Annotated in this window: 19 protein-coding genes; 17 read left to right on the top strand and 2 right to left on the bottom strand. The window is 49.3% G+C overall.

What is annotated here, in order from left to right; translation table 11 throughout:
* Positions 1–169 precede the first annotated feature (169 nt).
* Together ACPXXB_RS00215 and ACPXXB_RS00220 are read right to left on the bottom strand one after the other, a co-directional pair.
* Positions 170–2,338, bottom strand: coding sequence for an acetate--CoA ligase family protein (locus tag ACPXXB_RS00215; protein WP_423908160.1), 2,169 nt, complete (start codon positions 2,336–2,338; stop codon positions 170–172).
* Positions 2,335–3,495 carry an acyl-CoA dehydrogenase family protein gene (locus ACPXXB_RS00220; RefSeq protein WP_423908162.1) on the bottom strand — a complete coding sequence of 387 codons (1,161 nt, stop codon included), beginning with the start codon at positions 3,493–3,495 and terminating at the stop codon, positions 2,335–2,337. The genes ACPXXB_RS00215 and ACPXXB_RS00220 overlap by 4 nt, the downstream gene beginning before the upstream one ends.
* Positions 3,496–3,612: 117 nt before the next feature.
* On the opposite strand from ACPXXB_RS00220, the gene ACPXXB_RS00225 reads away from it, so the two are divergent.
* The 17 genes from ACPXXB_RS00225 to ACPXXB_RS00305 all read left to right on the top strand — a co-directional run bounded on the left by ACPXXB_RS00225 (position 3,613) and on the right by ACPXXB_RS00305 (position 22,934).
* Positions 3,613–4,425 (top strand): enoyl-CoA hydratase-related protein, encoded by an 813-nt coding sequence (locus ACPXXB_RS00225; RefSeq protein WP_423908163.1) that lies wholly within the window; start codon positions 3,613–3,615, stop codon positions 4,423–4,425.
* A 27-nt stretch (positions 4,426–4,452) separates the two neighbouring features.
* On the top strand, positions 4,453–5,406 hold the full coding sequence (locus tag ACPXXB_RS00230; RefSeq protein WP_423908165.1) for a 3-hydroxyacyl-CoA dehydrogenase NAD-binding domain-containing protein: 954 nt from the start codon (positions 4,453–4,455) through the stop codon (positions 5,404–5,406).
* 162 nt (positions 5,407–5,568) lie between these two features.
* Positions 5,569–7,224 carry an ABC transporter substrate-binding protein gene (locus ACPXXB_RS00235; RefSeq protein ID WP_423908166.1) on the top strand — a complete coding sequence of 552 codons (1,656 nt, stop codon included), beginning with the start codon at positions 5,569–5,571 and terminating at the stop codon, positions 7,222–7,224.
* 324 nt (positions 7,225–7,548) lie between these two features.
* Positions 7,549–7,770 carry an FAD-dependent oxidoreductase gene (locus ACPXXB_RS00240; RefSeq protein WP_423911212.1) on the top strand — a complete coding sequence of 74 codons (222 nt, stop codon included), beginning with the start codon at positions 7,549–7,551 and terminating at the stop codon, positions 7,768–7,770.
* A gap of 768 nt (positions 7,771–8,538) precedes the next feature.
* Positions 8,539–10,140: an ABC transporter substrate-binding protein gene (locus tag ACPXXB_RS00245; RefSeq protein ID WP_423908168.1), complete on the top strand. Its 1,602-nt coding sequence runs from the start codon at positions 8,539–8,541 to the stop codon at positions 10,138–10,140.
* Positions 10,141–10,176: 36 nt separating this feature from the next.
* Positions 10,177–11,133, top strand: coding sequence for an ABC transporter permease (locus tag ACPXXB_RS00250; RefSeq protein ID WP_423908170.1), 957 nt, complete (start codon positions 10,177–10,179; stop codon positions 11,131–11,133).
* Between the two features lie 44 nt (positions 11,134–11,177).
* On the top strand, positions 11,178–12,044 hold the full coding sequence (locus tag ACPXXB_RS00255; protein ID WP_423911215.1) for an ABC transporter permease: 867 nt from the start codon (positions 11,178–11,180) through the stop codon (positions 12,042–12,044).
* 1 nt (position 12,045) lies between these two features.
* On the top strand, positions 12,046–13,695 hold the full coding sequence (locus ACPXXB_RS00260) for an ABC transporter ATP-binding protein (RefSeq protein ID WP_423908172.1): 1,650 nt from the start codon (positions 12,046–12,048) through the stop codon (positions 13,693–13,695).
* Positions 13,696–13,880: 185 nt separating this feature from the next.
* Positions 13,881–14,147: an ABC transporter permease subunit gene (locus ACPXXB_RS00265; RefSeq protein ID WP_423908174.1), complete on the top strand. Its 267-nt coding sequence runs from the start codon at positions 13,881–13,883 to the stop codon at positions 14,145–14,147.
* On the top strand, positions 14,032–14,751 hold the full coding sequence (locus ACPXXB_RS00270; protein ID WP_423908176.1) for a branched-chain amino acid ABC transporter permease: 720 nt from the start codon (positions 14,032–14,034) through the stop codon (positions 14,749–14,751). Before ACPXXB_RS00265 ends, ACPXXB_RS00270 begins: the two co-directional genes overlap by 116 nt.
* Positions 14,748–15,716, top strand: a complete 969-nt coding sequence (locus ACPXXB_RS00275) for a branched-chain amino acid ABC transporter permease (protein WP_423908178.1) — start codon at positions 14,748–14,750, stop codon at positions 15,714–15,716. Before ACPXXB_RS00270 ends, ACPXXB_RS00275 begins: the two co-directional genes overlap by 4 nt.
* Before the next feature lie 38 nt (positions 15,717–15,754).
* Positions 15,755–17,002 carry an ABC transporter substrate-binding protein gene (locus ACPXXB_RS00280; protein ID WP_423908179.1) on the top strand — a complete coding sequence of 416 codons (1,248 nt, stop codon included), beginning with the start codon at positions 15,755–15,757 and terminating at the stop codon, positions 17,000–17,002.
* Between the two features lie 14 nt (positions 17,003–17,016).
* Complete coding sequence (locus ACPXXB_RS00285; protein WP_423908181.1) at positions 17,017–17,811, top strand: ABC transporter ATP-binding protein; 795 nt, start codon at positions 17,017–17,019, stop codon at positions 17,809–17,811.
* Positions 17,808–20,009 carry an ABC transporter permease gene (locus tag ACPXXB_RS00290; protein WP_423908182.1) on the top strand — a complete coding sequence of 734 codons (2,202 nt, stop codon included), beginning with the start codon at positions 17,808–17,810 and terminating at the stop codon, positions 20,007–20,009. Before ACPXXB_RS00285 ends, ACPXXB_RS00290 begins: the two co-directional genes overlap by 4 nt.
* Before the next feature lie 40 nt (positions 20,010–20,049).
* The gene (locus ACPXXB_RS00295; RefSeq protein ID WP_423908184.1) at positions 20,050–20,889 is read left to right on the top strand and encodes a phosphoenolpyruvate hydrolase family protein; all 840 of its coding nucleotides are present in this window, start codon (positions 20,050–20,052) and stop codon (positions 20,887–20,889) included.
* Positions 20,890–20,952: 63 nt separating this feature from the next.
* Positions 20,953–21,399: an SRPBCC family protein gene (locus ACPXXB_RS00300; RefSeq protein ID WP_423908186.1), complete on the top strand. Its 447-nt coding sequence runs from the start codon at positions 20,953–20,955 to the stop codon at positions 21,397–21,399.
* A complete protein-coding gene (locus tag ACPXXB_RS00305) occupies positions 21,396–22,934 on the top strand; it encodes a flotillin family protein (protein ID WP_423908188.1) in 1,539 nt (512 codons plus the stop codon). The genes ACPXXB_RS00300 and ACPXXB_RS00305 overlap by 4 nt, the downstream gene beginning before the upstream one ends.
* Positions 22,935–23,244 lie beyond the last annotated feature (310 nt).

A 23,244-nucleotide genomic window follows, 5' to 3' on the forward strand; every position in this document is an offset into this window, starting at 1 on the left:
AACTGCGGACAGGTTTTTTCTCCTGCAGTCTCATCGGGGTCTGAGCCCGAACATACACATTCGTAAGGTGAGGCATTACAGGGCATCCTCTGAAACAAATTCGTGGAATATGGACACCACAAGGGATTACTCCCTCTCCCACAAAATGAAACATATTGGTTGGCAGTCACTATGCCGTTATCCGAAGCAATGCGTCCGCGGCAACCGCGCCGTCCGGTAAAACCATCAACGGATTGATATCCATTTCAATCAGGCGGTCCGCATTGGCTTCAGCAAATTCTGCCAAGCCGATTATTGTTTTAACCAATGAATCCATATCGCATTTAGGCCGACCACGATATCCGCGCAATAGTGGGCAGCATTTTAAGTTTGATAGCACGTGTTTCACCGTATTTTCATTTGTCGGTAACAATAAAGTTTGTGCGTCTTTGATTAATTCAACCCATACACCACCACTCGCAATCACCATTACCAGGCCGAATTGCGGGTCTTGTTTAACGCCGACTAATAATTCGTGGATTACATTCTCTACCATGGACTCGATAAGATACCCTTGAATTTCACAATCAATATTTGAGCTTTTAATTGCAGTGTTGATTTTTGCAAGTCCCCGCTCAACGTCATGTTTGGTTTTCAAATTCAGTGCCACCACATCAACATCGCTTTTATGGGTTAGCTGTTCGCTTACTAACTTAATTGCAACGGGAAATCCTATTTTCTCGGCAATGTCCGGCCCATCTGCCAGCGTATCAACTGCAATCAGCGCGCCTTCGGGCACGCTTAGCCCAAACGCTTTTAATTGTTGTTTGCTGTCCCATTCGTTTAACAACCGGGCGTTTAACAACCGGACCTTTCCCTGATCCAACCCAGCGGATGAACCAGTCGCTTGAATGACGCGCAACGATTTTTTATGTTTGTTTTTAAGAATTCTTGAACGATTAACAGAATAAACACAGGCATTGAAAATGGCGTCTAACCCTCGATCAATACCCTGCAGCGGCGTCACGCCGAACCGCACCATCATTTCTCGTGAGCCCTGGTCGATATTCTCGGACAAGTCGCTGCAAATTGCCGCTGGAATGCCGGCCTCGTTAACTGCTCCAATATATGACTTTGCATCCGCAACATAAGAAGAATTATCTACCTGAATATGCTCAGTGGCATCATCATGACTAAAATAGTCCTGGATAAAAATGGCGGCATCGAATCCGTCTTTTAAGGCAGCAGAAAATACTTTTGGCATGACCTCGGTGTTGCCCCATAACGGCGTGGTGTAGTCCAGGGGATTTGAAACCGTGGCAATATCCGGCAACAACGCGGTGAGTTTCGCAGTAGCGGATTTCGAATGTTGCGGTAATTCCAGGTTTTTACGCTCGCAATAATCCGCCACCATCAGGGCATCGCCGCCAGAGCAAGAAAACGCCGCAATGCGGTTTCCGCTTGGCATGCCTGAGATGGCCATGAATTTTAGCGTTTCCAGCAAAGTTTCAGGAGCATCAACGCGCACTACGCCGAGCTGGTCGAACAACGCCTGATGCGCTTCATCTGCGCCCGACAATGAGCCCGTATGACTGACGGTCAGTTGAGCGCCAATTGCAGAACGCCCGGCTTTCAAAACCACAATGGGTTTGTTGGCTTGCAGCGCTTTGGTCGCTGATGCCGCAAATCGTTCGACGCTGACAATCCCTTCCATATAAATGCCAATGGCGCTGACTTTCGGATCATCGACCAGCATGTCAATGTAGTCCTCGATGGCTAACATGGCCTGGTTGCCTGCGGAGATAACATAAGCCAACGGCGCCGAACGCTGATTGATTGCCAGATTCGCGGCAATCATGCCGCTTTGCATAATCAGGGCGATGCCCTTTTCGCATTTGCCAACACCAAATTTACCAGCCCCCGCCGCAAAGGGCCAGAGGATGGCATCGTTGACGTAACTGATTACGCCGTAGCAATTGGGCCCGACCAGAGCAACCTCCCCGGCTGCCGCGACCAGCGCTTTCTCCGCTTGTTTGCCGACCTCCCCGAGTTCACCAAATCCCGCGGTAAAACAGGCTACTCCCCCGGTGCCCATTTCGTTTAAGTCCTTGAGCGCTTGAATAGTGGCCTCCCGCGGAATCGCCAGGAACACCGCATCCGGCGCTTCGGGTAAATCCCTTGTCGACGGGTAACAGATTTGGCCGCCTAAATGGGTGCGTTTTGGGTTGACTCCCCAAACCGGGCCGTTGAAGCTGGCAGCGCATTGGCCGGCGGCGTAATCCGCATCGGCGCCACCGATAAATGCGATATGACGCGGCGCCAATAGCCGCGCCAGGTTTTGTCGCTGTTTTTTGTTCAACCGCCAGCTTCTCTTAGCAAGGATCGAGAAATAATGTGTCTTTGGATTTCCGAGGTGCCGTCCCAAATTCTATCCAGTCGAGCATCGCGCCAAATTCGTTCAATGGGCAGTTCTTCCATAAGCCCCATGCCGCCATATATCTGAATCGTGCTATCCGCCGCCCGACCAACCGCTTCTGAGGCAAATAATTTTGCAATCGCCGCATCTTCATTTTTCATAATACCATTGTCGGCTTTTTCAGCTGCGTTCATAACCAGCAAGTCCGACGCCTTTAAATCCATGGCCATATCTGCGAGCTTAAACGAGGTGCCTTGAAATTTTCCGATGGACTGGCCGAATTGTTTGCGTTCGACCGCCCAGGTAGTTGCCAAATCAAGCAATCGTTCCATCTTGCCGCAACAACCGGCCGCAACCCATATCCTGCCCATTCGCAACCATTGGTCGGCCAATTCAAATCCTTTATGTTGTTCGCCCAGAATTTTGGATTCATGCACCCGACAATAATCAAAAGTAAGTTGCCAGGTGTGGTAGGCGCGCTGCGCCGCACATTTCGGCCCGCGGTCAATGCGAAATCCCGCAGTGTCGGCATCGACCAGAAAGGCAGTGACCAATTTACGCTCGCCGCCAGGGGGTTCGGTCACGCCGGTTTGAGCAAACAGAATGGCAAAATCCAGAATCACCGGGCTGCTGATGAAGTGTTTTTTGCCATTGATTATAAATTCCTTACCCTGCCGTACCGCTTTCGTTTGCATCGACATAATATCCGAACCCGCACCGGGTTCAGTTAATGCAAATACTTCTTGCTTTTTTCCGGTTACACAAGGATTCAAATATTCATCGATTTGCTCGCCTTCGCACGCCATTAAAATTTCCGACGGGCGATGCACATACCCATGCAGTCCATAGCTGGTCTTGCCAAACTCTCTTTCCATCAGTGCCAGGCATTTGTAATCCAGCCCGCCGCCGCCGACCGACGCAGGCAAATTTGGCGCATAAAATCCCATATCCAACGCCTTGTTCTTGATCTGCGCGCCTAATTCATCGGGCACCACGCCCGTTCGGTCAACTTCAGCTTCATGGGGCGCAAGTTCCTGTTCAACAAATGCGCGAACCGAGCCGACCAACATTTGCTGTTCTTCAGTTAATGGGTAATCCACAGTGATTCTGATCTCATATTAAGTAAATGTCCTGCATATGATATACCAATTTTTGTTGCCCTCGTTTAAACTCATCCCGGCCGTTAAACTCTAAAATACTTTTCGTGGAATAAAATCGTGAGCGAACCTGAACAAGATATTATTCTTGTGGAAAATGGCGCGGTCTTCGAGATCACTATTAACCGCCCCAAAGTCAATGCCATAGACACCCCGACCAGCCGCAAGATGGGTCAGGCATTTATCCACTTTCGCGATAATCCCGATTTAAAAGTGTGCATCATCACCGCCGCCGGAGAAAAAATATTTTCCGCCGGATGGGATTTGAAATCCCTGGATAGCGGCGCTGCCCAACTGGATAACTGGTGGGAAAATGAAGATGCCAGTTTGGGCGGATTTGCCGGCATTACCGAAGTCTGGAACCTCAACAAGCCGGTCATCGCCGCGCTCAATGGGCTAACCATCGGCGGTGGATTTGAAATCGCCTTGGCCTGCGATTTAATTATCGCCGCTGAGCATGTCGAATTCGCGTTGCCTGAACTACCCCTCGGTCTGATTCCCGACGCGGGCGCGATGCAGCGATTACCGAAACGACTTCCCTATAATATTGCGCTTGAAATGTTATATCTCGGACGACGCATGCCGGCCGCCGAGGCGGCACGCTATGGCATGATCAATAAAGTGGTGCCAGCAGATCAACTGATGACGACTGCACGGCAATGGGCTGCTCAATTGGCGCAGGTCGCGCCTTTGGCGCTGCAATCTATTAAAGAGGTATTACGCGCGGTGGACGGCGAAAGTATTCGAGACTCGTTTCACAAAATGCGTAACGACAAGTTACCCACCTATCGGGAAATGCTGCGCTCCAGCGATGCGGCCGAAGGGGTAAAAGCCTTTGTTGAAAAACGCAAACCGGATTTCCGCGGTCAATAACAAGGGCCAATAATAAAAAGAGCAATTATGATTACCAATAATCCGGAAGCAGTCAAAAACATCGCCTGTATTGGCGCCGGACCTATCGGGGGTGGCTGGACCGCGCATTACCTCGCTCGTGGATATAACGTCACGACCTACCTCCACGATGTCTCAGAAATTGATGGGTTGAATCGCTTGCTGGAAACCGCATGGATTAGCCTGACAGAAATGGGATTGGCGCCTGACGCCTCCATGGACAACTTTAAATGGACTTCATCACTGGAGGAAGCCGTCGCCAATGCCGAGTTTATACAGGAAAGCATTCCAGAAGCACTCGAATTAAAACAGCATCTTTATCAAAAATTGGGAGAAATCGTTGATCCCAACGTTGTAATCGCTTCCAGCACATCCGGGTTGTCGATGACTGACATACAAGCTAATTGCAGCACACCGCAACGAACTGTAGTGGCTCACCCTTTTAATCCCCCCTATTTGTTGCCATTGGTTGAAATGATTGGCGGCGAAAAAACCAGCCGCGAAGCAGTGGACTGGACTGAACGGTTTTATAAAGTGGCTGGCAAAGTGCCGTTGGTGATGAAAAAAGAAGTGCCGGGTTTTATCGCCACACGGCTGCAAGAAGCGATTTGGCGGGAAGCGCTGCACATGGTGGCCAATGGCGAGGCCACGGTTGAGCAAATCGATCAAGCCGTTGTCAATGGTCCTGGACCGAGATGGGCATTGATGGGACCGTGCGAGATTTTCCATGTTGGCGGCGGCAAAGGCGGCATGGCCTACTGCCTGGATCAGTTCGGCCCTGCGTTGAAACTACCGTGGAGCCGTCTGATCGCACCGGAACTGACTCAGGAATTGCGCGATGCGATGGTGAAGGGGTGCGTGGAAATGTGCGCTGGCGCGGATTTTTCCTCATTAAGTCGGAAACTTAACCGCGGCCTAGTGGAAATAGCGCGAATAAAAGCAAGATTGGCGAATGCTAATTAGAATAAAACTGTGTTACAGTTCCAGTACCATTCAACACGATGCTGACCCCGGTCCGGGGTCGGGTTTGCTCATAACAAACGAATTGGCGCCTGCAACCTCGGGTTTTCAGGCAGGTTCGCCTACAGGCGCATCGTCAATAACAACCAACTGAGGAGAATTTTTATGTCTAACCACTCAAATCACTTGAAGCCGTGCGAAACGGTGGCTCGGGAGACACTGGAGAAGTTTAATCGACTCCAGTCTTCCTTCGAAAACGGCAAAGTCAACCGCCGTAATTTCATGGCCGGCGCGCTGGCACTTGGTTTTTCAATGACCGCGGCTTCGGCGTTGCTCAACAAAGCGGAAGCGGCGACTCCGAAAAAAGGCGGCCAGTTGCGAACCGCACTGACTGGCGGCGCCACCAGTGATGTATTGGACCCTGGTCAGATTCTTGACCTGTACATGATTAGTGTGCAGTTCGGCCAGCTTCGCAACGGCCTGACCGAGGTAGCCGCCGAGGGCAATCTGATTCCCGAACTGGCGGAAAGCTGGGAATCCAGCCCCGATGCCAAGACCTGGAGTTTCAAAATTCGTCAGGGAGTTGAATTCCATAACGGCAAGACGCTCGATTCTCGCGATGTGGTTGATTCCCTCAATCACCATCTCGGCGAGGCTTCAACCTCGGCAGCCAAGGGCATTTTGAACGGCATCGTCTCGGTTAAGGCGGACGGCAAGAATGCTGTGGTGGTTGAACTCAGTGGCGGCGATGCCGACTTCCCGTTCATCTTGAGCGATTACCATCTCGGCATCTGCCCCTCCAATGGCGACGGCGCCATTGATTGGCAATCGGGGACCGGCACTGGCGGTTATTCCCTGGTTGAGCATGAAGCCGGTGTGCGCACGCTCACCAAACGCAACCCGAACTACTGGAAGGCAGACAAGGCGCATTTCGACGAGAATGAAACCCTGCAGATTCCCGACGCGAACTCCCGTACCAACGCCCTGCGAACCGATGCGGTGGACTGCATGAATAATGTAGAAGTAAAAACCGTTAAACGGCTGATGCAGGTGGAAGGTATCAAGGTCGTGTCCACCACGGGCAACAAGCAAATCACCCTGCCGATGCGAACCGACATCGCGCCGTTCGATGACAACAACGTGCGTCTAGCGATCAAGCATATCGTTGACCGCGAGCAGTGGCTGCAGAAAATCGCTTATGGCTATGGTGAACTGGGCAACGATAACCCCATCGGCCCGGCCAACATTTACCGCGCAACCACGGAAGAAATTCCGCAGCGCGCGTATGATCCGGACAAGGCCAGGTCCTACCTGAAGAAGGCCGGCATGGATAGCCTGAAGATTAAGTTTCATGCGTCTGAAACTGGTTTCGGCGGCGCCGTTGATGCGGCGCAACTCATGCAGGAATCGGCCCGCCCGGCGGGTATTGACATTGAGGTCGTGAGAGAGCCTGATGATGGCTACTGGTCCAACGTGTGGATGCAAAAGCCGTGGGTCGCCTGCTACTGGAGCGGACGCCCGACCGAAAACTGGATGTTCTCTCAAATTTATGCGGCGGATGCAAAATGGAACGACACCTATTGGAAACACGACCGTTTCAACCAACTGTTGTTGCAGGGGCGCGCTGAACTGGATGAGAAAAAGCGTCGCGAAATCTATGTTGAGATGCAGCAGATCGTCCATAACGAGGGCGGCGTGGCCTTGCCCCTGTTTTTGAGCGATGTTCATGCTCATACCGACAAGGTAAAGACACCAGAGGTCATCGGCGCCAACTGGGAACTGGACGGCGCGAAGAACGCCGAACGATGGTGGTTTGCCTGAAGGCGTACACTTGGTATCGTTTCTCTTGGGCAAGCTGCGCGTATCTCATCTGCGCTCTTCCTGCTTTGCCGTAGTGCGAAAACCCCGTGATGCTACCGCAACTTGCCCTCTACCACTACCAGTACTGTGGAGTTGCACTTGTTATCCGAATCCGCAGCGTATGCTGTTGGTCCACCATTGTCGCAACATGCACGACGCCATGAGTTTGCTTGTGCTGTATTTTGGCGCTAGTGATGTGCGACGTTAGGGTACGGTGTACTCCATTCAAAGTAGTCACTAACATATTGTTAGGGAATACTGGCGAATAAAAATATTGAAATCGCTATTGTCGGTGGCGGTGTTATTGGATTAAACGTGGCACTTGGACTAGTTGAAAAAGGTGCATCCGTGGCGATTATTGATTCTGCTTTAAGTGCTGATGGCAGTGCTTCTCGAGTAGCAGGGGCGATGATCGATGCTTTTGGCGAAAATGAACTTAAAGCGCCTTCAATTGGTTCCTCATTGTTGAAAATACGGCTTGACGGCCAACGTCAATATCGAGGATAGCTTGAAAATATCGAATATATCAGTGGTGGTAAAATTTACAAAAATGACGGCATGTTCATTGTCGCTAATGCGGGAGGCGATCATAATATTGAGCATTTTAATCAGATCCATGCGCTGATGGCCGAATATGATGAACCCTTCCAGAATACTGCGCCCAACGAAGTCCCGGGGTTAGTGTCGAATGTCGCCTTTCAATCTCATTCTGCAATTTATATGCCCGGCGCTATGTCTGTAGATACAGGATCCTTAATTGGACGGCCTTCAAAATGCACTTTCACGGTTTGATGGCACCGAGAAAATTCCAGAAAAAGGCCCCTTTGCTTTAGCAAGCAAGTAAGAGAATATAGGTCGGGTTAAAATGCAGACCTATGCATAATCCCTGTTAGAAGTAAAGAACTGTCTGGATTGATAACGCATAGACTGTCCGCTTCTGTTTGCTTTAGATTTGTCCTGAAGCGCGGCCGGAGGGGAAAATCTCCAGCTTGCTGCGAAGCGGATTTACGCCACCGCCTGCTGTTTCGTTGGTTGCATGATTCTGACGAGTCATAGCGAGTAACCGCCTTGACCCATACATGAGCGACAAACTACCATTCAGGTCCATTAAAATGCACAAAAGCGGACAGTTAGATATTACTGAACAACTCTGAGTTGACACTTGACTTTTAGAGTATTTTCTCTTAAATTTCTCCTTGTGTAGCATTTGTAGCCCCTGCGTCCACAAAAACCCGAGGGTTTCCATAAAACTTAAAGAACCAACGGAGAAGAAAAATGAGACAGTTAAATTCACTGCTAAGTCTGTTATCCGAGCAACGTATCACTAGGCGGGATTTCATCCAAAAAGCAACCGCGCTGGGGATGGCGGCGGCCATTCCATCAGCTATTCTGAGCGAACAAGCGCTTGCCGACGCACCCAAAAAAGGCGGTGTATTCCGAGTCGGGATTGGTGCGGGCAACACCACCGATTCACTGGACCCGGGTTTGATTACCAGTTTATTTTCGCAGGTGATGCTGCGCGGCGGCGTACGCAACAACCTGGTTCGATATACCAACACTAATGAACTGGTTGGTGAATTGGCGGAAAGTTGGGAAGCCTCGCCCGACGCAGTCACCTGGACTTTCAAATTACGCACCGGGGTTGAGTTTCACAATGGCAAAACACTGGATGCAAATGACGTGGTCGCCTCGATCAAGCACCACGTTGTGGAAGGCACCACCTCTGCCGCAAAACCCATTGTAGAGCCGATTGAAAGCGTAAAGGCGGATGGAAAAAATACGGTCGTGTTCAAATTAAAAGGGGGAAACGCGGACTTCCCATTCACCGCATACGATTACCATATACAAATCTGCCCAGCTAACCCCGACGGTACGATAGATTGGCAATCCGGTGTCGGTACAGGCGCTTACATTATGGAAGATTATGAGCCCGGCGTACGCGCTCGCCTGAAAAAGTTTGCTAACTATTGGGACGAATCGCGCGGTCATTTCGACGGGGTCGACATGACAACCATAGCTGACGTAGTGGCAAGAACCAGTGCGCTGACCACGGGCGCCATCGACGCGATGGACCGGTGCGACCTCAAAACAGTACACTTGTTGGAGCGCAATAGCGATGTCAATGTGGTGGAGGTTACTGGCACCGGGCATTACACCTTTCCCATGTTTACCGACGTTGCGCCATTCAATGACAACAATGTGCGCATGGCGCTGAAACACGCCATAGACCGTGAAGCGCTGGTCAAAACCATATTGAAAGGCCACGGCGTAACTGGCAATGATCACCCCATTGCCACGGCCAACCGTTACCACAACAAAGACTTGCCGCAACGGGTTTACGACCCCGAAAAAGCCAAGTGGTACTTGAAACAATCCGGGCTTAGCTCGCTGGATGTTGATCTTAGCGTCGCCGATGCCGCTTTTGCGGGAGCAGTGGACGCAGGCGTGCTATACAAGGAACATGCAAGCGCCGCCGGCATTAACATCAATGCGGTTCGTGTGCCGAGTGACGGATATTGGGACAATATCTGGTTGACCAAACCATTCGTCGCGTGTTACTGGGGCGGCAGACAAGTCGAGGACCAGATGTTTTCGACCGCTTATGCCTCGGGCGTGCCCTGGAACGACACTCATTTCAAACATGAGAAATTTGATCAACTGCTGATACAAGCGCGTACTGAACTTGACGATGCCAAACGCCGCGGCATGTACTATGAAATGCAACGAATTGTCAGCGACGAAGGCGGTGCCATTGTGCCGATGTTTTATAACTATGTGTCGGCCACCTCAAAGAAAGTGCAGTACTTGAAAGATGGCTGGGCATCGGATGCCGACTTGGATGGCTATATGGGCATTCAACACTGGTGGTTTGCATAAGGTTATGCTCGTCTTAGTCGCCAGAGCTAACCAACCGTGAACGATATACTCAGGATGCTAGCACAGCGATTGTCGCTGGGCCTGGTCACGTTGTTTGCCATTTCCCTAATCATTTTCCTTGGGGTCAGCTTGTTGCCAGGGGACGCTGCCCAGGCGATACTCGGCCAGTCAGCAACACCGGAAACCGTGGCTGCGCTTCGATTGCAAATGGGTCTTGATCAACCAGGTTATATCCGCTACTTTTCCTGGCTCGGCGGCATCCTGCAGGGGGATTTCGGCATTTCCATATCCAACCAACGGCCCATAGGGGAATTGCTCGGCGGAAGATTCGCCAATACGCTGTTTCTGGCGGTAATGGCGGCCATTATTTCGGTACCCATCGCCTTGACCCTCGGCATCTTGGCCGCGTTGCACCGAAATAGCGTGTACGACCGCATGGTTAATGTCGTCACCCTGTCGTCCATATCCACGCCGGAATTTTTCGTCTCCTATATCCTGATTCTGATATTCGCGGTGAGCCTGGGGTGGTTTCCGAGTCTCGCTAACGTTAGCCCGGATACGCCGTTTTTTGCTCGGATTTATGCCTGCATCCTGCCGGCAACCACGCTGACACTGGTGGTGGTGGCACACATGATGCGCATGACCCGGGCCGCGATCATCAGCCTGTTGGCCAGCCCGTATATCGAAATGGCGGCACTCAAAGGCATCCCAAGATGGCAAATCATAGTCCGGCATGCGCTGCCTAACGCCTGGGCGCCGATCATCAACGTCATCGTCATCAACCTGGCGTACTTGATCGTCGGGGTGGTTATTGTCGAGGTGGTGTTTGTCTATCCCGGCCTGGGCCAACTGTTGGTTGATTCGGTGCAACGGCGGGATCTGCCGGTGGTGCAGGCTTGCAGCCTGATTTTCGCCGCAACCTATGTATTGCTGAACCTGACTGCGGATATTCTTTCCATCCTTACTAATCCGAGGCTGCTTCATCCAAAATGACAGAACCGACGACACCAATGACCACTATTGAATCAGCGGACGCGATGCCTCCGCCACCACCACGAAAGGAAAGCAAGGCATCGGTCGCCTGGCGGGAGTTGAAGAAGGCGCCCCTCACTGCCCAGTTCGGCTTTCTCGTTATCATTATATACGTCGCAGTGGCGGTCTTCGCGCCGGTGCTGGCGCCTTATGGAGAATCGGAAATCGTTGGCACCGAGTACGATGTTTGGAGCAACCAGTTCCCGCTTGGCACCGACAATCTCGGCCGCGATATGATGACCCGGCTGATATACGGCGCTCGAAATACCGTCGGCATCGCCTTGATCACCACGCTACTCGCGTTTTTTCTGGGCGGTACCACCGGCATCATGGCGGCGGTGCTGGGCGGTTGGTACGACCAGTTAACCAGCCGCACCGTGGATGTGTTGATGGCCATTCCAGGGCTCATCTTCGCCATGCTGCTGCTTACCATCTTCGGCACATCAATACCATCCCTGATTATAATTATTGGCATTCTCGATTCCACCAGGGTGTTTCGAATCGCACGCGCGGTGAGTCTCAATGTGGTGGTGATGGACTACATCGAGTCAGCCAGATTGCGCGGCGAGAGGGTATCCTGGATCGCGTTGAGGGAGGTATTGCCCAACATCATGCCGCCCTTGGTGGCCGAGTTTGGTTTACGCTTTTGTTTCGTGTTCCTCACTATCAGCTCGCTCAGCTTCCTCGGGCTTGGCCTGCAGCCGCCCACCGCCGACTGGGGATCCATGGTGAGGGACAACGCCACGTTAATTACTTACGGCGATATTACCCCGTTGCTGCCAGCGGCGGCGATCGCGCTATTGACCATCGGCGTTAATTTCGTGGTTGACTGGTTCCTGCACAAAACGAGCGGCCTCAAAGATGAGCATTAAAATGAGCGCTGACGACAAAAAGCCTTTGCTGGAAATGAGGGGCCTTCGGATTGAAGGCTTCTCGGACGAGAAATGGCACCAGATCGTCAAGGGTGTTGACGTAACCCTGTACCGAGGCGAGGTGCTCGGCTTGATCGGCGAATCCGGCGCCGGCAAATCAACCATCGGCATTGCCGCAATGGGGTATGCCAAACCGGGTTGCCGCATTAACGGCGGCAGCATCATGTTCGACGGCATTGACCTAGTTAAGGCATCGGAAGAAGAAAAGCGAAAACTGCGAGGATCGAGGATCGCATACGTGGCGCAAAGCGCGGCCGCGTCGTTCAATCCGGCTCACAAGCTGATTGACCAGTTCGCCGAAACTGTGATTGAGCACGGGGTGGGAACCAAAGAAGATGCTTACACCGATGCCAAGGAGTTATACGCCAAAATCAGAATGCCCAATCCCAACCAGATAGGATTCCGCTATCCGCATCAGGTTTCCGGCGGGCAATTGCAACGCGCCATGACGGCCATGGCGCTTTCCTGCCGACCTGACTTGCTGATCTTTGACGAGCCGACCACCGCCCTTGATGTTACCACCCAGATTGAAGTGCTGGTGACCATGCGCGATATCGTCGAGCAGTTTAATTGTGCCGCGATTTACATTACCCACGACCTCGCGGTAGTGGCGCAGATGGCAGACAAAATCAAGGTGTTGCGATACGGCGAGACCGTCGAAGATGCCGACACCCGCACAATGTTGTCGGCTCCCAAACAGGACTACACCAAGTCGTTGTGGGCGGTGCGATCGTTCAAAAAGCAGGAAGTCGCCCCTCCCCTTGAAGATGTTCCATTGATCAAGGTGGAAAACGTGACCGCCGCTTACGGCACGGTGACGGTGCTGTATGATGTAAATTTTGAGGTTCATCGTGGCCGCACCGTCGCCATGGTGGGTGAGTCCGGTAGCGGCAAAAGCACCACCGCCCGAGTCATCACTGGACTGCTACCGCCCAGGCAAGGCGATGTGTACTATGACGGCGTTAAGTATCCAAGGGATTATCGCAAGCGTAACAAGGAGCAACTGCGCCAGGCTCAGATGATATACCAGATGGCGGATACTGCAGTCAATCCGAGACAAAAAATCCGCGATATCGTCGGTCGCCCGCTGACTTTTTACCTGGGTCTTCAAGGCGCGGAAAAAGAACAACGGTTGCGCGAGTTGATGGACATGATCGAGATGGATCCGAATGTGTTTCTTGACCGGCTTCCGGGGGAGTTGTCTGGCGGCCAAAAACAACGCATCTGCATCGCCCGGGCACTGGCAGCCAATCCGGCTTTTATCATCTGCGACGAAGTCACCTCAGCGCTGGACCAGCTGGTCGCCGAAGGCATCCTCAAATTGCTCGACCGGTTGCAGCAGGAGTTAAATCTGGCTTACATGTTTATCACCCATGATCTGGCAACGGTCAGCGCCATCGCCGATGAAGTCATCGTGATGCTTGAAGGGCGTATCGTTGAGCAAGGGCCTAAAGACGATATTTTTTCACCGCCTTACCATGAATACACCGACCTGTTGCTGTCTTCGGTGCCTGAAATGGATCCAGACTGGATGGACAACGTGCTGGCGGAACGAAAAACCAAAGAGGGCGTGGCGGCAGCCGGGAACTGAACAGATGATTATCCAGCGTATCCGTCTTAAGGAAACTCCGATTAAAAATCGGAAAATGCGGGATAACTGAATTCACAAAACAGCTGATTGCCGATAGCGAGAACTGATACGTCAAACCACCATAATGCAAAGGCCGTTTCGCGAAGCATACGAAGGAAAAGTTTCTTTAGATTAGTCCGTCAAACATGAAATTGTTTTTAATTTCAACATTGAACGGACTGACTTTGGCCTCGCTATATTTTATAGTTGCCAGTGGGTTTTCATTGGTGTTTGGCCTGATGCGCAATGTTAATCTGGCGCATGGCACACTTTACTTGCTCGGGGCGTATGTGGGGTTTGAGTTTCAGCAAGCTACTGGTTCGTGGTTCGTGGTTTGTGGGTGTTGGTGGTGGTTTTTTGTCCATGGCCATTCTCGGCCTTTTACTCCAACACTTCTTATTTCGATTTCTTGAGGGTCAGGAATTACGCCAAACTCTGATTACTATTGGCATTTCGATTATCGCCGCTGACTTGATGTTGGCTTATTGGAGCGGCGCTACTTATCAATTTGAAATCCCCGACATGCTTTACGGGGCAATTAAAAATATTCCACTAATCAAGACTTATCCGATTTACCGTATATTTATTCTGTGTGTGGCATTAGTGATCGGTATTGGCTTATGGTTGTTTCTCAATAAAACACGAATTGGCATGATGATCCGTGCTGGCGTTGATGATCGGGATATGCTGTCGGCAACGGGTATTAACGTGCATTTGATATTCGCATTAACCTTTGCGCTGGGTGCGGGTCTGGCCGGTCTCGCCGGTGTAATTGGCGGTTCGGCGCTTTCTATTTCACCAGGGGAAGATTTGCGTTATTTGCTTGCATCGTTAGTTGTGGTTATTGTCGGTGGTATGGGTAGTGTGACCGGTAGCGCTATTGGCGCAATTCTTATTGGTTTGACCGAGCAATACGGTCTTACCTATTCGCCAACTTATGGCGTGGTTTATACCTTCGCCATAATGGTCATCGTTCTCGCATTGCGTCCGCAAGGCATCATGGGGCGCGCCAAATGAGATATTCCTATTTGTCAGCTTTGAGTGTGCTCATAGTCGTTCTGCTCATAGCCGTGCCACTGGTTGCAAACTCGTTTTGGTTGGTGCAAATAGGCGCACAAACATTTATCTATGGAATCATTGCCTTAGGTTTAACACTGCTTGCCGGATGTGGCGGTATGGTGTCACTCGCGCAAATGACCGTTGCGGGGTTCGCCGGTTATCTTGTTTCTATTTTGGGGATTAACAGTGTAAATCTTGGTCTCGATTGGCCATGGCCGATGGTTGTATTAAGTGCGATCACCGTTGCCACTGTGTTTGGCACTCTGATAGGGCTGTTATCGGTGCGCACCGATGGCATCTATACCATCATGATTACCTTGGCAATCGCCACCGGGTTTTTTTATTTTACTCGTCAAAATTATTCGATTTTTAATGGTTTTACCGGTTACTCCGGTATTAAAGCGCCCGTGGTGGCGGGGATTGATTTGCGTGAACCGGCATATTTTTACTATCTCAGTTTAATGATGGCCGCGGTTAGTTTTTTTAGTATTGCTTATCTGGTGCGTTCAAATTTTGGTATTGCCCTGCAAGGTCTGAGAGATAACGCACGGCGCATGGAGGCGTTGGGTTTTCATGTTGTCGCCCATCGAATATTAACTTATTCAATTGCATCTATTTTAGCCGCGGTGGGTGGTGTCCTGATGGTCTGGATGAACGGCCGAATTGATTCCGCTTCAATCGGCGTAGGACCGACCATTGATATTCTTGTGATGGCAATTATTGGCGGTTTGGGACATCCAATTGGTGCGTTTATTGGCGCGCTTATTTTTACGCTTTCAGATAATTTCGCAATTAACTTGATTGATCACGAGCGTTTTAATACTGTTATCGGGTCAGTATTTTTAGCCATTGTTCTGTTTTCTCCCGATGGCGTCATTGGTTGGTGGCGGTGCTGGTTTAAAATCGGCGGAGCATCCGACTAATGCACATCAAAAAATCTATACACTATAGAGAGGTTATCATGTTTCCACCTAAAAAATTACTTGAACTGTTCTTCACGCTAATATTGTTCACTTTTACACCCACGGCGGCGGTCGCGGATACAATTAAAATTGGAACTATCGCAACACTGGAAGGCGCCTTTGCGGTGCTTGGGGTGGAAAGTATGCGCGGTGTCGATATGGCGTTAAATAAATGGGGCAACCGAGCAGGCGGAAAAGATTTACAAATTATCCGTGGTTCATCGGATGCTTCGCCAGATAGTGCAATTCGCACCATTAAAAAACTGGTGGAACAAGATAGCGTTGATATCGTTATCGGGCCTCTGTCAGGTTCTGAAGGGCTTGCTGTCAAAGACTATGCGAAGACCCAGCCCCAGGTAACATTTGTGAATGGCACTTCAGCTGCACAAGATACCACTTTGCGCGATCCCGCCCCCAATTTTTTTCGTTTTACCGGCGATGGCGCACAATGGATGGCCGGGCTTGGTGAGTATGTTTACAACACCAAGCATTACAAGAAAATTGTAACCATTGGAGAAGATTATTCTTTTCCTTATACCATGACACTTGGTTTTCTAAACGATTTTTGCAATTTAGGCGGGCGGGTGCTGGATCGTTTTTGGACGCCTATAGGCAACAAGGATTATTCCTCTGTTATCGCCAGAATTCCTGATAATATTGATGCAATCTATGTGGCGCTTGGCGGTTCGGATGCGGTTAATTTTTTGTCCCAGTATGAGCAGGCTGGTGGTGATAAGCCGCTGATAGGCGGCACGATTACCGTGGACCAATCGGTACTCGCTTCCAAAGGTCGTCGTAAAGCATATATTATTGGTACTCCATCAGCGGGCCCAATCGCGGATAATTGGGATAGCCCTGATTGGAAGGAGTGGCAATCTGAATATAAAGCCCAGTTTCCAGACGGTTTTCCAACACCATCGCTGTTCTCGCATGGCTACTATGTGAGCACATCCGCAGTGCTAACGGCACTTGATGCAATTGGCGGTGATTTATCGGATGGTCATGCCAAACTGCGTAAGACGTTGAGCAACCTGGAATTGGATACGCCTACCGGGAAAGTTCATCTGGATGAAAACCGTCAAGTTGTCGCTGATATATTTCTTACCGAAGTCGCTGAGGCCGATGATGGAACACTTTATAACAAAGTGATTAAAATTATTCCGCAAGTCAATCAAGTTATGAATGGTGACCGCGACAAATTCCTTGCGCTTGGCAGGGTGGGACGGGGGGTGCCCAAGTGTAATTAGGCGGAAGGCGATATATGACTTATTCCGGTATTGTGAAACCAATGGACGGGGGTCATTCAATCGGGTCGCCGTTTGCGCTGGAATTAATAAACGTCGGTAAAGTCTTTGGGTCTCTGGTTGCGCTGGAAGGGGTTTCTTTTTCTATTCGTTCCGGAGAGCGGCGTGCCGTGCTTGGCGCCAACGGCGCCGGGAAAACGACTTTGTTTAACGCCATAACCGGAGATTTTCCGCCCACTGAAGGACGTATTATTTTTTTCGGTAAAGATATTACTTATATGCCAGTGCACGACAGGATTCGGCGTGGTTTACGTCGCACTTACCAAAAATCACTGTTGTTTGGCGGATTGAGTGTTCTTGACAATCTTTATTTGGCTGTGCGGGGCATCATGGGCGATCGTTTTGTTATGAAAAGGCCTGGGAAAGACAATGCGGTCATGCGAAAAGCCGGGGAGCTGGCTCAGTTTGTTGGCCTTGATAATACCAACCAATTAGTGGGCAATCTGTCTCATGGGCAACAACGGCAGCTGGAAATTGGCATGGCCATGGCCGGCTCACCACGCACTATTTTGCTTGATGAACCGGCCGCGGGTCTGTCGCCTGCCGAACGGACACGATTGGTTGAAATGCTACACAGACTACCCGACCACATAACCATGGTCATCATTGAGCACGATTTGGACGTTGCTTTGAAAGTATCCGATCAGGTGACGATTATGAATGATGGACGTTTATTTCGGGAAGGATCGCCTGAAAAAATTCAGAATGATCCGGATGTGCAAGCGATATATCTGGGCGCTGAACATCAATGACATCCGGCACGACTACATCGGATTTTAGATTGAGTGTAAACGATTTGAATGTTTACTACGGGCAAGCCCATGCTTTGCAGGGCGTAACATTGAATATCCCTGCAAACGGTATTTTGGCTATGGTCGGGCGCAACGGAATGGGTAAAACGACTTTATGCAATACAATTATGGGAATAGTGCCGGGTAACAGCGGTTCAGTGTTGATCAATAACACCGACGTGCTTGGTTTAAACCCTTATCAGATAGTCGACCTGGGAGTCGGCTACGTGCCTCAGGGGCGACGTGTCTGGCCGTCGCTAACGGTGGATGAGCATTTGCGTCTTGCCGCAAAGAAAGATGGCGCTTGGACTTTGGAGCGTCTATATGCCACGTTTCCGAGGCTCAAGGAGCGACGCTTAAATGGCGGCAATCAGCTTTCCGGTGGTGAGCAACAAATGTTGGCGATTGGCCGTGCATTACTCACAAATCCACGCTTGCTTATCATGGATGAGCCAACTGAAGGGTTGGCGCCGATAATCGTTGAGCAAGTAGAAAAACTGATTTCACAGATCGTTGAAGAAGAAGGAATTACCGTCTTTTTAGTGGAACAAAATCTTGGCGTGGCACTACGTATCTCTCAACGTATTGCAATTATGGTCAATGGTCGTATTGCGGTGGAACTGGATGCGGATGAACTTGCCAAGGACAAAAAAATGCAACAACAGCTTTTGGGCATCGCCGGCAGTGATGAAAAACCGGATAAAAGCATTGCAGATGAGGATGCTGATTTAAGCGCTCGTGCAGATTCGGCATCCGACTATGATGCTGGCACACTTGCCGGACTTGGATCCAAGATAAATAGATTTTCCTTTGGTAATCCGTTGGTTAAAGAACTCGAGTCGCCGATATCCGAATTGGCCAGGGTGAAAAAATTCATCACCCGTTGGGATGGGACTATCTCATCCACGGCAACTGATTTAGCGGACGATAAACCCAAACTTAATCAATCTATCTCACATGATGATTCCAATATGGCGTATGTTGTTGGAACATTTGATACTAAAAGTCGTGAATTATTTTTCGTGCATAATTTACTTGAACAACACGGAATAAATGCTATCACAGTGGACTTATCCACATCAGGCCAACCATCCACCGCCGAGATTATTCCAAGCGAAGTTGCACAAAGTCATCCGGATGGCAGTAGCGTCGTATTTACAGGCGACCGGGGAACGGCCGTCACCGAGATGGCCATCGCTTTTCGGCATTTTCTCACCACTAAAAATGATGTCGCCGGGATTGTTGGTCTTGGCGGGTCTGGCGGTACAGCGCTCGCCACGCCGGCCATGCAAAGTTTACCGATTGGCGTACCCAAGATAATGGTTTCCACCGTCGCCTCCGGTGATGTCAGTGGCTATGTTGGCCCCTCCGATATTTGTATGCTTTATTCGGTTACCGATATTTCAGGAATTAACCGTATTTCAGAACGGATTCTTTCCAATGCGACTAATGCCCTTGCCGGAATGATGCTTGGCGAACAACCACAAAATAAAAATCTAAAGCCGTCAGTTGGTTTAACCATGTTTGGGGTAACTACGCCTTGTGTCCAACTACTATCAAATAAACTGGAACATCAATTTGAGTGCCTTATATTTCACGCCACCGGCACCGGTGGCCGTTCAATGGAAAAACTTATTGACTCAAATGTGTTGGTTGGGGTATTAGATATAACAACCACAGAAGTGTGCGACTTGATAGCAGGCGGTGTAATGAGTGCCGATGAAGATCGATTCGGTGCAATTATTCGTTCCCGTATTCCCTACATCGGGTCATGTGGCGCGTTGGATATGGTCAATTTCGGCGCACTGGAAACCGTGCCTGAAAAATACCGGGAACGCAACCTTTATGTTCATAACCAGCAAGTTACCCTTATGCGTACAACGACTGAAGAAAATCAGAAAATAGGCCAATGGATTGGAATCAAGTTGAATCAATGCAATGGTTTGGTTAGATTTTTTATTCCCGAACGAGGCGTATCCACGCTGGATGCCCCCGGCAAACAATTTCATGACCCGGAGGCAAATCAGGCATTGTTTTATATGCTGGAAAAAACTGTCAATCAAACTGATAATCGCAGGCTTATTCGGTTGCCGCATCACATAAATGATTCTGCGTTTGCGGATATTGTGACGACGGAATTTAAAAGCATAATGCATTGAACATGTTTTTAACAGATTTAATTTATTTTTAGGTTTAACAATGGCTGGCATTGAACGATCGATATTAGTGGCGAATTTTCAAGAAATGATAGCCAAAGGCCAACCGATAATTGGCGGTGGCGCGGGCACGGGTCTTTCTGCGAAATGCGAGGAAGCGGGGGGCATTGACCTTATCGTTATCTACAACTCTGGGCGTTATCGCATGGCCGGGCGTGGCTCGCTTGCCGGGCTTTTAGCCTATGGCAATGCAAATCAAATCGTATTAGAAATGGCTTCAGAGGTATTGCCCGTTGTGTATCACACGCCTGTTCTCGCCGGTGTAAATGCCACAGACCCATTCCTTAATATGGACCAATTTCTTAAAACATTGAATGACATGGGTTTTAGTGGGGTACAGAATTTCCCCACGGTAGGCCTTATTGATGGCAATTTTCGTTCTAATCTTGAAGAAACAGGCATGGGCTATGAATTGGAAGTGTCGATGATTGCCAGAGCGCATGAATTAAACATGTTGACCACGCCTTATGTGTTTAACCAGGAAGACGCGATAAATATGACCAAAGCGGGGGCCGATATTATTGTTGCACACATGGGTTTAACCACGGGTGGCAACATTGGCGCTCAAACTGCTTTTGATCTCAGTCATTGCGCGGATTTAATCAACAATTGGTCTGAAGCCGCGCATACATTGCGAAATGATATTATTGTACTTTGCCACGGTGGCCCGATATCTTCGCCAGAAGACGCTGAATATATTTTGTTAAACTGTCCAAAGTGTAATGGTTTTTACGGCGCTTCAAGTATGGAGCGTTTGCCAACTGAAATAGCGCTGATAGAGCAAACACAAAAATTTAAAAATATTGGCAAGAAGCAAAAATAAACCGGGAATACAAGTTACGAGCGAGTCTATATCTATTACTTTTTTGCAATCAATTAATTTAGAATGGTAAAAATATTTGTCAGCTCTATTATTGAAGCGCCCACCGTTGAGGTTTGGGAAATTGTGCGCGATTTTAACGATATGCCGAATTGGCATCCTGCGATTGCGCGGTCAATGATTGAAGGCGGGAGATTGAGCGATGCGATTGGTTGCGTTCGTAATTTTTACTTGCAGGATGGGACGCAAATCCGAGAACAACTACTGATGTTGTCTGATTTTGACTATCAGTTTTCGTATGCGGTCCTTGAATCAGAGCTTGATGTGAAAAACTATATAGCAAGATTAAAATTTATACCAGTTACCGACAAAAACCATACTTTTGGCGAATGGACGGCCGAATTTAATACAACTTCGGGGAAAGAAGCAGAAATGGCTGGGATGATTAGTCAAAACGTGTTTCAAGCGGGATTTGATGCCTTAAAAAAACGTTTCTCTGGAGAAAATCAATGACTGTTTTTACGTTTTTAACCTTGATTGTTATTGTAGTACTTGTTGCTATCATCCTTTTTTTTCGTTTCTACCGACGTGCTACCAAAGAAATCGCTTTTATCCGAACAGGGTTTGGCGGTGAAAAAGTGGTGATTGGAGGCGGGGCAATTGTTGTACCGATATTGCAGGAAGTGACCGAGGTTAATTTAAACATATTACGTCTCAGTGTTGGAATGACCAATAACGAAGCGGTGATTAGCAAAGATCGGATGCGGGTCAATGTGATGGTGGATTTTTATGTTCATATTCCGCCAACTGAGGAGTCTGTTTCCACCGCAGCCGCAACACTTGGTTCGCGTACTTTGCGTCCAGATGCCGTGCGCGATATTGTGGAGGGTAAATTTGTGGATGCGATTCGTGCTATTGCGGCGGAAATGACCATGGAAGAACTACATGCAGAGCGTAAAAGATTTGCACTTAAAATCCTCGGATTGCTCAATGAAGCCTTATCGCGAAATGGATTAGCGCTGGAATCGGTTTCCATTACTTCGCTTGATCAAACAAATATGGATTATTTCAACCCCTCCAATGCGTTTGATGCTGAAGGTCTGACTCGGCTTACCGAAACGATTGAACAGCGTAAAAAGAAACGCAATGATATCGAGCAAGACGCTAAAATTCAAATAAAGCACAAAAATCTTGAAACCGAAAAATTATATATGGCACTGGAACGTGAAGAGCAATTTGCGCGGTTGGAACAACAGCTTAGTATTGAGAATCAAAAATCTGAACAAACATCTCAAATTGCAAAACAACGAGCATTACAGAGCCAGTCTGCCGATGAAGCAGATATTGAAAAACAAAAGAAAATAGAAATCGCAAAAATCCTGTCTTCACGCATGGTAGAAGAAGAGCGACTTAATCGCGAGCGTATAATTAACGAACGAGAAATTGAGAAAGATAAAGCCATAAAATTAGCCGAACAAATCCGCGACCAGGAAATTTCCAAAGGCGCACTATCACAAATGAAATCAAAAGAGGAAGCCGAAAAAATGCGTGCGGTTTTGGTTTCCACTGAAGAGCGGGTTTTAACCGAGCGAGAAAAGGAAACTGCTGAGCGGCGAAAAACAGTGGCTATTATAGAAGCAGCGCGTGAAGCGGAAACAGATAATATCAAAGCTAAAGCGGATGCTATCCGATACAAAACTGACGCCGAAGGGCAACGCGACCTTAATGATGCGCGCAATTTATTGTCAGCCGATCAAATATCCTCGGAAATGCGTAAATATTTGATTGACCATCTCCCTGAAATTATCCGGGAGAGCGGTGAGCCGCTGAAAAATATCGAAAGTATTCGCATAGTTCAGACGGGCGGTTTGGGCGGTACCGGGAATACGAGTAACGATGGTGGAAATGGTCGCAGTTTGTTTGAAGATGCCTTGCGTTATAGAGCGCAAGCGTCAATCGTTGATGCTTTGCTAAAAGAGCTGGGGTTATCCAGCAGTGGAATTATTGTTCAAGAGACGGATACCAAAAATAAGGGAACCCCTGATTAAAACCGGAAAATGCGCGATGGCTGGATTCACAAAACAGCTGCTTGCAGATAGCGAGAACTGATGCGTCAAATCACCCTATGCGAAGGCCGTTTCGCGAAGCATACGAAGCAAACCAAGCGCGAATCATGTATTCACAGTTGTGTGTTAATCAATTTGGTGATGGCTAGGAAGTGCTTATTGAAGGCCGACATAGGCTGATTGCGCCTGCAAAGCGAATTAGGAGTCCGAGTATGGGCACCCCCGATATGCGGGTGCTCTAAATATATGATGTCAATTTCGAGGGCAGCCACTTGGCCTCTCCTGTGTTTCT

The sequence above is a fragment of the Candidatus Spongiihabitans sp. genome (assembly GCF_965237845.1).
GTDB lineage: Bacteria > Pseudomonadota > Gammaproteobacteria > Arenicellales > Poriferihabitantaceae > Spongiihabitans.